The sequence below is a fragment of the Acinetobacter sp. YH12116 genome (assembly GCF_013418895.1).
GTDB classification, from domain to species: domain Bacteria; phylum Pseudomonadota; class Gammaproteobacteria; order Pseudomonadales; family Moraxellaceae; genus Acinetobacter; species Acinetobacter indicus.
Genome location: NZ_VPBE01000003.1, coordinates 226299 through 242004 on the forward strand (window position 1 = coordinate 226299; position 15706 = coordinate 242004).

General features: G+C 43.2%; 15 protein-coding genes. 11 read left to right on the top strand and 4 right to left on the bottom strand.

The window, feature by feature from the left end:
- The first annotated feature begins 3 nt into the window (after positions 1-3).
- From FTU54_RS03835 to FTU54_RS03875, 9 genes are all read left to right on the top strand, one after another.
- Complete coding sequence (locus FTU54_RS03835; RefSeq protein WP_180074515.1) at positions 4-633, top strand: DUF2460 domain-containing protein; 630 nt, start codon at positions 4-6, stop codon at positions 631-633.
- Positions 630-1487 carry a DUF2163 domain-containing protein gene (locus tag FTU54_RS03840; protein ID WP_180074516.1) on the top strand — a complete coding sequence of 286 codons (858 nt, stop codon included), beginning with the start codon at positions 630-632 and terminating at the stop codon, positions 1485-1487. Before FTU54_RS03835 ends, FTU54_RS03840 begins: the two co-directional genes overlap by 4 nt.
- 59 nt (positions 1488-1546) lie before the next feature.
- Positions 1547-3802, top strand: coding sequence for an SGNH/GDSL hydrolase family protein (locus tag FTU54_RS15255; protein ID WP_180074517.1), 2256 nt, complete (start codon positions 1547-1549; stop codon positions 3800-3802).
- 11 nt (positions 3803-3813) lie between these two features.
- A complete protein-coding gene (locus FTU54_RS03850; RefSeq protein WP_180074518.1) occupies positions 3814-4230 on the top strand; it encodes a C40 family peptidase in 417 nt (138 codons plus the stop codon).
- A 1-nt stretch (position 4231) separates the two neighbouring features.
- Positions 4232-6721, top strand: a complete 2490-nt coding sequence (locus tag FTU54_RS03855; RefSeq protein ID WP_180074519.1) for a phage tail protein — start codon at positions 4232-4234, stop codon at positions 6719-6721.
- A gap of 62 nt (positions 6722-6783) precedes the next feature.
- Positions 6784-7155 (top strand): hypothetical protein, encoded by a 372-nt coding sequence (locus FTU54_RS03860; protein ID WP_180074520.1) that lies wholly within the window; start codon positions 6784-6786, stop codon positions 7153-7155.
- Complete coding sequence (locus tag FTU54_RS03865; protein ID WP_180074521.1) at positions 7155-7901, top strand: N-acetylmuramoyl-L-alanine amidase; 747 nt, start codon at positions 7155-7157, stop codon at positions 7899-7901. Before FTU54_RS03860 ends, FTU54_RS03865 begins: the two co-directional genes overlap by 1 nt.
- Positions 7902-7904: 3 nt before the next feature.
- Positions 7905-8165 (top strand): hypothetical protein, encoded by a 261-nt coding sequence (locus tag FTU54_RS03870; protein ID WP_180074522.1) that lies wholly within the window; start codon positions 7905-7907, stop codon positions 8163-8165.
- 757 nt (positions 8166-8922) lie between these two features.
- A complete protein-coding gene (locus FTU54_RS03875) occupies positions 8923-9354 on the top strand; it encodes a hypothetical protein (RefSeq protein ID WP_168384215.1) in 432 nt (143 codons plus the stop codon).
- A 118-nt stretch (positions 9355-9472) separates the two neighbouring features.
- Here FTU54_RS03875 and katE read toward each other — a convergent pair whose 3' ends face one another.
- Positions 9473-11599: a catalase HPII gene (gene katE / locus FTU54_RS03880; RefSeq protein WP_168399797.1), complete on the bottom strand. Its 2127-nt coding sequence runs from the start codon at positions 11597-11599 to the stop codon at positions 9473-9475.
- A gap of 18 nt (positions 11600-11617) precedes the next feature.
- On the bottom strand, positions 11618-13033 hold the full coding sequence (locus FTU54_RS03885; RefSeq protein WP_168399796.1) for a hypothetical protein: 1416 nt from the start codon (positions 13031-13033) through the stop codon (positions 11618-11620).
- A 236-nt stretch (positions 13034-13269) separates the two neighbouring features.
- On the opposite strand from FTU54_RS03885, the gene FTU54_RS03890 reads away from it, so the two are divergent.
- The gene (locus FTU54_RS03890) at positions 13270-13737 is read left to right on the top strand and encodes a CinA family protein (protein ID WP_016658606.1); all 468 of its coding nucleotides are present in this window, start codon (positions 13270-13272) and stop codon (positions 13735-13737) included.
- 130 nt (positions 13738-13867) lie between these two features.
- On the opposite strand, the gene FTU54_RS03895 is transcribed toward FTU54_RS03890, so the two are convergent.
- A complete protein-coding gene (locus tag FTU54_RS03895) occupies positions 13868-14152 on the bottom strand; it encodes a hypothetical protein (RefSeq protein ID WP_005180111.1) in 285 nt (94 codons plus the stop codon).
- Positions 14153-14206: 54 nt separating this feature from the next.
- Positions 14207-14584, bottom strand: a complete 378-nt coding sequence (locus FTU54_RS03900) for a hypothetical protein (RefSeq protein WP_005180110.1) — start codon at positions 14582-14584, stop codon at positions 14207-14209.
- Between the two features lie 456 nt (positions 14585-15040).
- Here FTU54_RS03900 and FTU54_RS03905 point away from each other — a divergent pair, with 456 nt between their 5' ends.
- Positions 15041-15682, top strand: coding sequence for a hypothetical protein (locus FTU54_RS03905; protein ID WP_180074523.1), 642 nt, complete (start codon positions 15041-15043; stop codon positions 15680-15682).
- The last annotated feature ends 24 nt before the right edge of the window (positions 15683-15706 follow it).

Consider the following 15706-nt stretch of genomic DNA (forward strand, 5'->3'; position numbering starts at 1 on the left):
ATGATGTCTGATGTTTTATTTCCAGACTTAATAATTGGTTATGACCTGACGCGAAAGCCGATGTTCAATACTAAGATCATGACTTCTGTGAATGGTCGTGAACTGCGTGCAAGTTATCAAGCTGTGCCGAAATATGAGTTTTCACTCACTTTGCCAGGTCTTCAAGAACGAAAGGGCGAATTACAGGCAATTGAAGATTTTTTCATTGCTCGTCGTGGTGCTTTTGATTCGTTCCTGTTCAAAATGCCTTGGGACAATGAATATGACTGCACGTTCAATGGCGATGGTACAACCACTTCATTTCAACTATATAAAGGTCAGTTGCCACTAGGAAATACACAATCTCAAGTGGCAATGGATCTTGATCCTACATTCTGGAATGAAGATGACAATCAGCAATTTTGGAGCGATAACGATGACGAATTGTTCTGGGATGACACGAAAATTACAGTCAGCAAAAGTGGTGTAGTTCAAGCATCAAAGCCATTGAAAGCCGGGCATAAATTTTCAGTAAAAGGCACGTTTTATTATCGTTGCCGATTTGCTGATGATAGCCAGGCATTCACGCTGTTCAGTTATCGACTATGGAAGGGTGAAGTCACCTTGATTGGATCATTAGGAAATAAAGTATGAGAGCAGCTTCCCCAAAACTAATTGCATTGCTTGATGCTGATCAGTTTGTGATGGCAGATCTCTATACCATTACCACGGTGCAGGGCGATGTTTTTCGATATACGAATTATGACTTTGACCTGGTGGTTGCAGGTCAGGTTTATAGCTCAGAAGGTCCAATCATCAGCCGTGATGGAATCAGTCTTTCACTCGGCATTGAAGTCGATAATTTATCGATCAATATTGATTGTATTGACGATAATAAATGGAACGGCATCAACGTTGTTCAGGCATTCCATAATGGCCAGCTAGATGGTGCTCGATTTAAGCTTGAGCGTATTTTTATGGATATGAATACGCCAACGGACACCAGTGCCGGGGCCATCAAGCTTTTTGAGGGTCGAATCATTGAGCCTGATTTAGATCGCAATTCAATTCAGGCTAGTGTTGCGTCAGATCTGGATGAATTAAATGTGCAGATGCCACGAAATCTGTATCAGCCAAGTTGTACCAATACGCTATTTGATACAGCATGCGGTCTATTGCGTCAAAACTTTATGGTGCAGACAACTATTGAATCAGGCAGTACTGCAGCTCGAATTTTATGCCAGGTGAATCAGCCACAGGGATGGTTCACACAAGGTGTGATTGAGTTTTTAGACGGTGGCAATGCTGGTCTAAAACGGACGATTCGCATGCATGAATCAGGGGCTTTGTTATTGACTTTGCCATTGTTGGAAGCACCGCAGGCAGGGCAAAGAATCAAGGTTTATCCAGGATGTGATAAACGTCTTGAGACCTGCCAAAACCGTTTTAATAATTTCAGTCGTTTCCGTGGTGCGCCATTTATTCCGGTACCCGAAACAGCCGTTTAACCTAATTTGTATTAATCCATACCCGGCCATTTAGCTGGGTTTTTTTATGGGGTGAGAAAATGCCTTTACCTACTGTTGCAGAAATTACAGACCCAACTGCTACCAATACGCAAATGAAGCAACGACTTGGGCAGTTAGCTGAAAACGTTGCAAGTTTAGATCTTGTGACTTTAAATGCACTCTTTAAACCAAAAATTGTTGCAGAAGAAACTGATTTAAATACGTTCACGGAATTAGGGTACCATTTTTTCCCGGCATCAACAGTTGTAACGAATAAGCCCACCCAAATCACAGGCGCTTTTTTGGTACGAAATATTGTATATGCGAATAGCATATATCAGGAGATCGAGACGCATGATCAGCGTTTTTTACTGCGCAGAACAACAGACCTGGGTGTCACATGGACAATGTTTAAAGAGTTAGATAGTGTTGAATCTGTTGAACAAAAAATCAAATCCAACTCTAATGTTTTAAATGACAATATTGCAAAGGTCGGGCATGGGGCGCTTGAAAATAAGCTGCTCAATCCAAGTTTTGAGAATGATTTAAATGACTGGACAAAGCATCAAGCATCAACAGTAGCACTAATTAAGCAATCAGGAATCGATGGCGGCAAATACTTAAATATCTCAGCAACAGCAGAATCTGCTTCGGTATCCCAAGATATTCCTTTTGCTCAAAATGATGTTATTTATGTTTCAGTATGGTCTCGTTTAAATAGTGGCTCGAACAGCACACTTGAGGTATCAGAACGTCTAACTATCTCAGACTACGGAACAAGTCTTAATGCAGTTAGACCGAAATTCATTGCTAGTGACGGTGCGTGGGAGCGAGTATCTGGAATTAAAAAAGTCAACTCAACAAACGGTATTCGCGTATCAATTGGCCGTGGGGTGTCTTTAACTTACGATGCGGATTTTGATGCTTTGGTTTGTGTGAATCTAACCGAGATTTTTGGAGCAGGTAAAGAGCCTTCTTTGAGCTGGTTTGAAAATACGTTTCTCAGCGCAATAGATAAGACACTCTTTAACACCAAATCATTTAGCTCGAAGCAAGTTCGATTATTAGGGGAAATGCAGACAGCAGCATTTAACAAATGTCTAAACTCTAGCTTCGAAAATGACTTTGATGGATGGAAAAAAAACCAAGACGGTGCAGCTTTAACAACGACAACATCTGATTTCAAAATTGGCGCTAAAAGTCTTAGCTTAAATGTTGTAGCTCAAAATTCTTATCTTACTCAAAAAGTAGCTTTTGAAAATGATCATGTCATTTATGTCGGTTGTTGGTCAAAACTAATCAGCACAGACGGTAACAATGCTGAACAGCGCGATAGTTCTCTAAGCTTAACAAACTATCTCGATACAGCAGGGGCGCAACGTGCAATATTTAGTAGCAACATCGGACAGTGGGATTTCGCATCATGTATCAAAACTGTAACTGATGGTGGTGTCACTATTATGATTGGTCGTGGGGGGGTATTTACTTTTAATCGACTTTACGATGGTGTTGTGCTTTTAGACTTAACCGAGATTTTTGGTGCAGGAAGCGAACTTCAAGCGTCTGATGTTGATGAGTTACTTTCGTCATTATTTTTATCGAACTACTTTGATTATTTTGCTTCAATCAAGCCTGGTTCAATAGCTAAAGCTGTAAGTGGTAGCGCAACTGAAAGCCTTAATTGGTGGAAAGGTAAGACTGTTAATTTTATCGGTGACTCAATCACGGAAGCAGCAGCGGGAGTTTACAACTATTCCGATGTTGCTGGTGCAACTCTTAAATTCACACCGATTAATTACGGTATTGGTGGGTCTACGATTGCTCAAAAAGCTTCAAATCCATCTGAACGCAACCCTATTTCTACTCGTTATACACTGATGGATGATGCGGATGCAGTAGTAGTGGCGGCAGGAACAAACGATTGGCAATACAGTCACACGCCTTTTGGTACTATGTCGGATAGAACAGTAAACACGTTTTATGGTGCGCTCCATGTGTTGTGTCAAGGCATGTTAGTCAAGTATCTAGGCAAGCCATTTTTCTTCATGACTCCGATCAAACGCTCACAATCTCCGCTTGACGCAGATAATGCTGTCAACACAGAAGGTAAAACTTTACGTGATTACGCGGATGCGATTATTGAAGTTGCTAACTTCTACGGTATCCCAGTTTTGGATATGAATCGAGAATCTATGCTCGACCCCCATATTTCTGAGATTTATACATCATACATGCCCGATGGTACACATCCAAACAGGCAGGGGCTGGCAATCATGGCTCGTCGCTTGACAGGATTTATGAAACAACTTGCATAGTGATAATTATTATGAAAAATCATGAAGCAGTTACTGAAGCCCTAACCTGGCTCGGTACACCATACCACCATCAAGGGCGTGTCAAAGGTGTCGGTGTCGATTGTGCAACACTGCTTTGTGAAGTTTATGAAGCAGTGGGGCTTATTGATCATTATGATCCACGACCATACCCAGCCGATTGGCACATGCACCAGATGGGTCAGCGTTATCTTGAGCACATTCAGAAATTTTGTGATCAGGTAGACGATCCTCAGCCTGGTGATATTGTTCTCTATCATTTTGGCAAGTGCATCAGCCATGCTGCAATTGTCATTGAGTGGCCAACGATTATCCACTCATATATCCATCAGGGAGTCATTCTTCAGGATGGAACCAAAGGAAGTTTAGCCCGGCGAATTGCCGGGTTTTATCGTTTAAGAGGGCTATAAAATGGGTGGTGTTTTTGGTGGTGGTACCGTCAGTACATCTGACAAACGTATCAATTCAATGCGTATCCAGCAGTCAGCCTATGGTCTTTGCCAGCCTTTGGTTTATGGTAAAAATCGTGTTGCGGCAAATATGTTCTGGTATGGTGATTTTACAGCCACAGCCCATACAACAACGAAAAAGCAAGGTGGTAAGGGTGGTGGCGTAAAAACCAAAAACACGACTTATACCTACAGCGCGTCCTTCATGCTGGGGCTTTGTGAAAATAAAATCAAAGACATTGGGATTATCTGGCGTGATAAAGAACAGATTGTTCCCAAAACAGAAGGCGGTATTCAGCTTAAACCCATTGATCAGCTAGGGTTTGAATTATTTGATGGTGATCATAATCCTGTTTGGGGCTATCTCCCATCAAAGCATCCTGACCAGGCATTGCACTATCCATTTCTCGGTTATGTCGCATGTGCCAACTACGATCTGGGGGGGAGTGCCAGCTTATCGAATCATAATTTTGAAGTGATCAGCGATATTACATTTTCAGAAACAATTCATGATGCCAATCCTGCTGATGTGATTGAAGACTTCATCACCAATCCTCGGTACGGTGCAGCACCTAGTCTGAATATGGCAGATTTATCTGAATTTCGAACCTATTGTGCAGCAACTAATTTGTTGATCAGTCCTGCTTTGACAGAACAACGTGAAGCATTTGAAATTATCAATGAAATTGTGGAAGCGGTAAATTGTGCAGTGGTACCAAGTCCAGACGGTTTGAAAATCCGTTCATACGGTGACAGTGCAGTGACGGGTAATGGCGTGACATTTACGCCAAATCTTGAACCGGTATATCACCTCACTGATGATGATTTTTTAGGTGAAGATCAGCCGGTTCGGGTTCGTCGTAGCCGTGATACCGATGCCTATAACCATTGTCAGATTGAGTATGTAAACCGCTTCAATCAATACAACACAGAAACTGTTGAGGCTAAGGACCAAGCAAATATTGAAATGTTTGGTTTGCGTACACAAGATCCGGTCAAGCATGATTTCTTCTGTGAACCTAAAATTGCCCGCCATGCAGTGCAGTTGCTATTGCAGCGAAAACTTTATGTCCGTAATGAATATGAGTTTGAATTAGGCTGGAAGTACTGCCGACTTGAACCAATGGATATTGTCACGATTACGGATGAATCCTTAGGTTTGAATCAGTTTCCAGTACGAATCACACGAGTTGAAGAAGATGAAGAGGGTGTACTTTCGATTACAGCTGAAGAGTTAGCAGTCGGATCTCGTTCAGCAGTTGAGTACGATCTTCAATCATCAAACGGGTACCAAGGTGGCAATGAGGAACCAGGCAACGTCAATGCACCGGCAATTTTTGAGCCTCCTTTAGAATTGACGGATGGTAAAAATCAGATTTGGGTAGCTGCATCTGGTGGTATTAATTGGGGTGGCTGTAACGTCTGGGCAAGTTTGGACAATACAACATACGAAATGATCGGGACCATTTATGGTTCAGCGCGTTACGGTACATTAGTTTCAGCCATTGATGCAGATGACACATCGATGCAAGTGCAATTGAACACATCAAGTCAAATCTTTGGTGGTACGCTTGAAGATGCTGAAGTTGATGCAACGTTGTGTAAAGTCGGTGATGAATATATCAACTATATTGATGCAACCTTGGATGGATCAGGGCGTTATACATTAAGTGGCATGCTTCGTGGACGTTTCGATGATGCAGGGCCACATAATGCAGGCGAATCATTTGTCCGTATTGATCGTGCCATTTTTAGTCACGATTACAATGAAAATATGGTCGGAAAACAGATTTATCTGAAGTTCACCAGCTTCAATGGTCTTGAGCAAAAAGAAGAAACCTTGGATGAAGTGACGGCATACAGTTACACCATCAACGGGGGGCGTCCTGCAGGTGTCAAAGGTTTATCACTTCAATCTGCATTTGAAGGAACGAGCTTTAAAGTTCAATGGCAAAGTGCAGCTGGTGCGACAGGTTATATTGTTCAGATTTGGTCGAATGGTGTATTGCTTCGAACTGTTGATACAACGAATACAGATTATTCATACAGCATGGATGAAGCGAAAATCGACGGTATTCAACGTGCTTATACAGTACGGGTCGCAAGTAAAAACGGTTCGATTGTCAGCACTTTTGCAGAGCTGAATATCAGCAATCCAGTGCCACCACAATTGTTGAACGTCTATACATCGGCAACTGCAGATTCGATCACAGTGACTTGGATTCCAAGTGAAGTGCCTGATCTGAAAGATTACCAAGTGTGGATCAGTACCAATGCGAACTTTGATCCTGATACAACGGCAGCACGTTGGACAGGTACTGAAAATGCTTGCACGATTACCGGCTTGCAATCAACGACCACATATTATGTGCGTGTTGCTGCGCGGGACGTGTGGGAGCCGACTTCGTGGAACTATTCAACACGAATCACACAGGCAACTGCTGATAGTTAAAATTTTCAACCATAAAGCACCTTTAGGGGTGCTTTTTTATTGCCAGATCAAGAGGGGGATATATGGCAGATCCGGAAACGTATGGGATGAGAATCGAAAAGAAAATCGACTCTATGCAAAGCGAAATCAGAACACTTTCAGACCATGTTACGCGCCTCACATTTATCAATGAAGCGCACAAAACTGCAGGTGAAGAAAACCGAAAAGACATTGATCAGGTTTGCGTGCGGGTTGGCAATCTTGAGAAAAAGTCGGCGGCGCAGGAGGGTGGGCTAACAATCATCCGGATCATAATCAGCATTTTTGCGGGCGTGGTCATTTCTGCATGCGTCTGGGTCGGTTCATCAATCATTCAATCATCACGCGATGATTCAGTTATCAAAGAAAAACTTACACGTCTTGAAGCAGACGTGGCGATTATCAGAGGTCAGTAATGAAATTTATAGAACAAAATGCATGGCAATTTTTGTCAGTAAAGCTCCCGGTGTTGGGGGCTTTTTTATTACTTGTGCTTATTCCAGGCTTGCAATGGGCAGTGGATTTTAAATTGATTCCGGTTGAATATCATGCGTATGTGACAGGCGGTGTGATGGTCTTTTTGTCCTGGCTTGGTAAAAAGTGGTATCAGCCAAGTTTGCATCGGCCGCTGGGTTTTGTGGCTGTTACAGCTGGCCACAGTAACTCTGATCCAGGCGCGGTAAATGGCAAGATCAAGGAATCTGAACTTGTGACGAATTTCCGCAATGCAGTGGCTTTTTATTTACGAGAAGCAGGAATTGCAACAAAAACGGATGGTACGAGTACTCGAAATGATCCGTTATCATCAGCTTTAAAACTGATTAAAGGCTCATCAGTTGCGGTTGAATTTCACATGAATGCAGCAGCTTCAAAGCAGGCAAACGGGATTGAAACAATTGCACTGCCACGCGATAAAAAATTGGCCCAGGATTTATCTGCAGCTGTGGCAAGTGCTTTAGGCAGTCGATTGCGTGGAGACAATGGATGGATTGATCAGAGTAAATCTGCTCGTGGCAGTTTGGCATACATCAATGCTGGCGGCTTGATTGTCGAATTGGGTTTCATCTCAAATGAAGCTGAGTTGGCTGCATTCCAGGCACGATATTGGATTGCAGCAAAAGCTGTGGCCAAAGTTCTAATTGATTATGAAAAAGGGGCATAACACATGGCAGCATTAACTATTGCAAGCGCACTTTCTCCAATTGTGGATGCTTATGGTGTTGGTCGTGAAATCATTCAAACGACTGTCAATGCTATGGATGCAGCGGAAAAAGAGCGTGATTCGGGTGCTGACAAGAAAGCCTGGGTTTTAGCTTTCGTAAAGTCGTTTATCACGGATCTCGGTCAAAATTGGGAGCGCTGGGCGAAGGTGATTATCACGTTTATTGACTTTGCCAAGTCCGTTTTTAATAGTAAGCGTTATTAGCAGGTTGTCCAGTTTTTATCATGCCCTTGGTCTTCGGACTGAGGGCATCTTTTTTGTTTGTCTTGCAACTATTTTGCAACTATTGATTTTTGCATGTTGGTTAAGTAATTGAATAGATTAAAATTAAAATAGATTTACTGCCAATCCATCATGGGGGCCACGGAAATTCTTGGCAGTTGGATATTTTCAAGCGTATTTACATTTGACATTCAACAGCAAACCTTGCAACGACGGGAAACAAAACTGAGGCGCTATTCGCACAGATCGGGCAGCACAAGGCAGAGGGTTTTACTCATATCCACCGGGCGTGCAGGGGCGAGATAGTAGCACAAAATCCGGCTGACGAAAAAAGATTGTTGTTGGCTGTCCGAAGGTGGGAGGGTGAATATCCATATTTTAGCTTGCTGCTATTTTAACTGTTATATTGTTAAAATATAAATTATAATTATTGATATTAAGTTTAAGTTATTTTATAAATTAAATGAATACTCCCGAAAATGATCTTTAAATTCAATTAGAATATATAATCAAAATACATATATAATCCTCTTAAGCAAAATAAAAATAATAAAATTAATTCACTGGAAAAATTGACAATCAGTTCGCAAATTATAGTTATTCTTTGATTTGTTTAAAAAAATATGTAATTCCAATGTAACAAGACGCGCTTTTCTTGCAAAATATCTATTAAATACTACATAAAGTTACGTAAAATCCTTCAATATCACTATATTCAGAATAATAAATGGATGATCGTATGCCCCAGTATATTAAACTTTCTGAAATAATCTATAGAAATGTCGAGCGAAATAAGGACTTTAGAGGAGATATTATCAATGATTTAAATATGTTAATGATTGAGCTGCGTGCTGAAATCAAAAAAACACGTCTTAAATTATTGGTCAATTGCATCGACTTTAATGAGCTGATGGTCAACCCTTTATATGCCAACGAGCTGAAACTGGACTTGAGCATTGTGCCGAAAAGCAGCAATAAAGAAGAGTTTATACTCTGGTTGGCGACATTTATTCAGAAAATTACCGTTGATGAAGATCAGCCGAAGACCCCAAAGGGAAAGAAGATCAAAGTGTCCTTAATGAGCTTAGAACCGCTGGATATTGCAGCCCCTCCACAGATCTCGAGTGACAAGGAGCTGGAGCGGTATCAAACGGCGCAGATTGCAGATTAAGGTGAGAGGAAAGCACTATGTACATCAAGTTTTAATCTGAATCTCATCCATCTATTCAAACAAAAGGGAAGCCATTGGCTTCCCTTTTGTTGATTCAGCTTGTATGAGTGCAGAACAATTAAGCCGGAATAGATTCTGCAATGGCTTCACGTGCCCAGACCCGGTTGTGACGAATCGCTTCTTTAAAGCCTTCCGCCACATTCTGGAAACTGGCATCGCTAAATACGCCTTCATCTGGTGGTAGACGCAGATGTTCCAGCAGCTCGGCTTTATCCCCTAACAACACCACCGGTTTTAAATGTTTATAGGCTTCAATCACATAATGGCAGGCCACCCCATCGCGCTTAAAGGCATCCAGATTGTTGCCATCCAGCACAATCACTGCATCATACAGCACTGAAGGTTCGGCCTGCTGCATCCCATCAGATGGAATCATGTCATCTTCAATAGTGGTGGTTGGGGAAGGGGTGGGCGTCAGAAAATCCAGCATCACATTTTCTTTTAAGGCCCATTGATGAATCGGCTCAATATTGTCGGTGGCGGCATGGGGATGTACCAGTACCGCGATTTTACGGCCTTCAATATTCGGCGGTAAAAATGCAGTCATGGATAACTTGGCCGAGGTTTTTTCCTCGGGTAGATCAGGCGGCAGCTGGCTTTCATCTAGTGCAATGCCGAGTTTATCGGCGACCATTTTGGCCAGATTGGCATCAATATTGGCCAGCATATTGTGCACCACACGCTCACGGATAGGTTTGCGCTGCACTTTACTCAGCTCAAAGACATAGGCATCGACCACGTGTTTCTGTTCAGGCAGGCTCAGGCTTTTGAAATACAGACGCACCTGCGAAAAGTGATCGCTAAAGGATGGACTGCGCTGACGGATTTTATGCCCGTCAATGCGTTCCTGATAGCTTTCAAAACCGCCACCTTTGGCTGCGGGTGGGGTTTCTCGTGGCCAGTCATTGTCAATCGAGTTGGGCTGATACGCCGCCTGACCGCGATGAACCCGGCTCTGATGGATGCCATCGCGCTGGTTATTGTGAAACGGACACACCGCCTGGTTAATCGGCAGCTGATGGAAGTTCGGGCCCCCTAAACGGCTGAGCTGGGTATCGGTATAGGAGAAAATCCGCGCCTGCAGCAGTGGGTCATTGGTGAAGTCGATTCCCGGCACAATATGCGCCGGACAGAAGGCGACCTGTTCGGTTTCATCAAAGAAATTGTCAATATTGCGGTTGAGCACCATCCGGCCAATCGGAATGACCGGCACCAGTTCTTCCGGAATCAGCTTGGTCGGATCAAGCAGGTCGAAGTCAAAGCTCATTTCATCTTCCTGCTCCACAATCTGCACGCCCAGTTCCCATTCCGGATAGAAACCGTTCTCGATGGCCTGATACAAATCGCGGCGATGATAATCCGGGTCTTTCCCGGCAATTTTCTGTGCTTCATCCCAGACCAAGGCGGCCATACCCTGTTTCGGGGTCCAGTGGAATTTCACAAACACCGATTTGTTTTCGGCATTAATAAAGCGGTAGGTATGTACGCCAAAGCCCTGCATACTACGGAAGTTTTTTGGAATACCACGGTCGGAAATGGCCCAGATCACCGCATGTGAGCTTTCTGGCACCAGCGAAACAAAGTCCCAGAAGGTGTCATGTGCACTGGCACCGGTTGGAATTTCGGTATCCGGTTCCGGTTTTAAGGCATGCACAAAATCCGGGAATTTCATGCCATCCTGAATAAAGAACACCGGGGCATTGTTGCAGACCATGTCATAAATGCCTTCCTGGGTATAGAACTTGATGGCAAAGCCGCGAATATCGCGTACCGTATCTGCCGAGCCGCGCGGCCCTTGTACGGTCGAGAAGCGTACAAAGACTGGCGTTTTATGTTCTGGGGTAGTTAGAAAATGGGCTTTGGTATATTTTTCATTGCCCGGATAGGCTTCAAAATAACCATGCGCACCGGTGCCACGCGCATGCACAATACGCTCCGGAATCCGTTCATGGTCAAAGTGGGTCATTTTTTCATGAAAAATAAAATCTTCGAGCAGGGTGGCCCCGCGAATGCCAGCTCTGAGGCTGTTCTGGTTATCGGCAATTTTAACGCCCTGATTGGTGGTGAGCGCCTGTTGTGTCGCATCACTGCGATACGGGTCTAATTGAACGGATTTATCATTACTGTTCTGTCGGTTTGCCGCATCTGCGCCGGCCATTTCACTCGGTTGTTGATCTTTTTTCATTGTTGCTGTTCTCCGTAATTAACTTTTATGATGCATTGAGTCGAGCGCCTGCGACAGCGCCGGGAAAAGGGCCTGGCTGTATTGCTGGGTACACCAGCGTCCGGCATCGCTGGCAGATTTATGCGGGGCCAAATAAGGCAATAGCTGCCGGATTTTGTCGTCAAAAGATGAGGCCTGGGCGTATTTGAGCTGAATTTCTTCCAGCTCCAGCTCGGCCATATAATTAAAGTGGTCGCTGGTTTTAAAATGGTCCGACGTGCTTTGCAGCGCAGATGGGGCAGGATGCTGTACTGCGGCATCTCCCAGAATCCAGTCATAAATAAACTGCTGTTCGGTACGGTTAAACAGCCCGAACATCTGGCTTTCCTGCTGATGAATCAGACGCCAGAATTTACTCTGCTCCGGGTCCTGACCTAAACGGATCCAGTCGGTTTCCAGCAGTTGCTGGATAAACCCATCCACGCCTTCGACGGTTTCCAGCCACTGGTTGATGCTGCGGTTGGTAAAAATACATTTATTGTCATGAATGAATTTGCCCATCAGGGCTTTGTGCTGGAAAATTTTCTGGATAATGTCGTGCAGATGCAGCCGCTGCAGGACTTTTTCCTCGTTCATCCCTTGCTGGCTTAAGCCATAGCCCAGCTGAATCAGGCGCAGATATTGAGCCTGCTGTTTTTCGCCCGGAGCCAGACTGGCAATGGCATGTAGCACGGGCGTATGCCGTGATGTTGAACGCTGCTGTGGCTGAAAACAGCGGGTGTGAATACCGAGTTCTTTCAGTTCATGCGCAATGATCAGCTGATGCAGCGAGCACAGGTGTTTGCCAATATGAAACCCTAAGGTCAAAGGCATGAAATCGGCAGGGCAGTACGCCAGTGCCAGCTGAATTGCAGCCTGATGAAAATAGCCATCTTCCAGACCGAGTACAAAGTTATCTAGCTGCAGGGTTTCAAGCAGTGCATTGAACTGATACAGCTGATGCTGCTGCGTGTGACCATAGGCCAGAGCTTGCAGATACAGCTGAATCAGCTCGGTATAGCGCCGGTCATCCCAGTGCTGGCTAAAACTGTAGAGCCAGGCTGCCTGCGCACGCTGGGTCGGGGCAATCTTGATCAGAAACTCATAAGCATCGGACAGGCAGTGAAAATATTCGCGTGGCTGTCCCCAGGCACGGCGCTTTAAATAATATTCAAATTCGAGCTGGGCTTGCTGTTCATGCTGGATCATCCAGTGCTCCAGCTGATCCAGCTGGCGAGGGAAATCGGGTAGGGCCAACGGCAGGGTTTCAATTTCATGTTTTAAACTGAACAGGGCTTTTTGTTGTTTGGCGGTGGGAGCAATATCGGCATCTAAATAAAAGGACACCAGATCAAAATAGGTTTCAGGCACATCATTGAGTATGTCTAATAATCTTTGTTTGACGACCGTTGGCATTATTCTGCTCCATGATTTAACCCTAGAAAACAGTAATCTAGTTGGCTGTAAACTTAAGCCTGAGTTGTGTGGCTTCATGTAAAGTATGTATATGGGCAATTAACCTATAGGTATAAAAATCAGAGGGTTATATTTTTAGTTTTAAAAAATAAATGAAATGTTACTTTTCAGAAAAAAGCACTGAAAAAGAGCTATGTTTAAATCGGAAGGAATAATTATATTCAGGATGGGTATAAATGAATAAATGCTGCCAGTTACTTGCCAAAAAGAAATTAAAAGTCACCTTTATTGAAAGTGCTTCGGCAGGGTATCTGGCCTATCATTTTTCATTAAATAAAAATTCAGGCGATATTTTAAATGGCAGCTTGGTTTGTTATGACGCCAATTTAAAAGTCAGTATTTTAAAAATTTCAAAGAAATTCCTGGAAAAATACTCTCCAGAATCTGCTGAAGTAACGGAGCAACTGGTTTTAAAAGCCAAACAGATCATTGATTCTGATATTTTTGTTGGCTGTACCGGTTTATTAAAACGTGGTGGCTCTGAAACTAAGGAAAAACCGGTCGGAACATTTTTTTACTGTATTTCGTATCAGAATAAACTGCATCATTATCGCTGTGTATTTAATGGCACCAAAAAGAAAAAACTGGAACAGCTGTCGCGAGCAATTAGTCAGAGTATTATTGAAGTAGTCAAGCAAAAATAATAGGGATATATAAATCAAATAGAGAACACAAAATAGAAAATCTGCAGAGATAAAACCCACAGATATAAAAAAGTTATAGGTCATAATGACCTATAACTCTGAACCGTATCAGAACCAGACTGAGGGCAATCTAGTTTCTATCCCAGGCATCTTTAATCGCGTGCTTGGCCTGTTCCCATTTTAAGCGAGAATCTGCTTTAAACTCTTCCCAGCGCTGTTTCAGGTCGCCTTCAGAACTTTCAAAGTCGCGATCTGTGCCATATTCACTGCGGGCACGTGTACCGAGGTCATAAGCAGAAGATAAGTCCCGATCATAATCAATATCTGGGATATCTCTTTTAAAATCATTGTAGTAAGGACGGTCTGCATGGTTGTCACGCCAGTACCCATGTGGATCATTTGCATTGTTGACCATGATCATCTCCTTCGATTATTTATAATAAAAATAAGTGAAAAACAAAAAATGGTTTTACATATCTTCATCATCTAAGAGATTGTTTTGCTGCTGCGCATTCTGGTTATGGCGTTGTTGACCATATTGCTGCGGTTGTTGCTGTTGCTGCTGGCGGTTTTGTTGCTGGCCAGGCTGTTGCTGTTGTTGGCGCAGCTGATCCTGTTGCTGATCATTTTGCTGGCGCTGTTGCTGGTTTTGTTGTTGCTGCTGGTTGCCCTGATGTTGAGGCTGTTGCTGCTGTTGATCTTGCTGGCGTTGCTGATTGCCTTGTTGCTGGTTATTTTGCTGTTGTTGAGGTTGCTGTTGCTGCAGACGGTCTTGTTGCTGCTGCTGATTGCCTTGCTGTTGAGGCTGCTGTTGCTGTTGGTTTGAACCATTGTTTTGATTTTGCATTTGAACACCTCTTTTATAGATATCGACGCTATCGCTAGCGCGCTGAAATCATCTGAGAAAAACAGATAGCTTCTTTTTAACATGAAACATCTCATGAAAAACCCTGGCTCTGTTACATCTTATTTAGTTGTAAGCGGTGATTTTAAGCCGGCATTTTTAATTGGCTGTCCTACATAGGATTTTTAAGAATGTAATCTTTTGTGTAATTACATTTTTCGTGATTTTATATATAACTTTACATTTCTTTATTTTAAGTAGCTGCTAGATAAAATGTGTTTTAAATATATTTTAAGCTTTCAGATTTTTTATTTATTTTATTTAAATAAAAGGAAAATACTCGGATTTATTTGTGCTGGAAAATAGACGGGTAATAAATAAATTGAAGGATCAAAAGGTTGAGACAAAATAAAAAAACCATTACATTGATGCAGTAAGACAAGAAAAAGGATAACAAAGATGCTGGTGGTTGAGGAAATTTACCGCAGTAAAAAGAATGAAAATTCGGTGCATTTTAATCTGAAAATACAGCGCAGCCTGAGCTGGTTTAAAAAAGCCCTGAGTCTGGATCAGGAGCTGGATTTCAAGTTTATGAGTTTATGGATTGCCTTTCAGGCCATTTACCGTGAAGATGCGGCCAGTCCATCCGCTGCGCAGTTACAGCAGTTTTTTCAGCTTCTGCACCAGCAGGATGAAACCCGAAAAATTGATTATGTGTTATGGGAAAAATACCAGCAGCAGATTCAGTCCCTGTTGGCGCACCCGTATACCCATCCGGAATTTTGGGCCTATCAGCATTTACAGCTCACGCGCGATGAATGGCAGCAGCGCGCTGCCCAAGAGCAGATTGATCTGCAACAGACCTTGCAAAATAAACAGTCGGTGGCCTTGCTAATGGCGGTGTTTAAACGTTTTGACAGTCTGCGTCACCAGTTTGCCAGCGGCGGTGCCAACTATAACAGCCTGTTAAACCGTGACATTCTGGCTGGGGCAACCAGTATATTTGCTGCCTTAATTCCATCCTTTATTCAGATTCTGCTGGAATATCCGGCCAGTATTGATTCGGCCCAGCCGCATTATCCGATGGTGCAGGTGTCTTAAACCTGCCTGCACGATTTATACAGT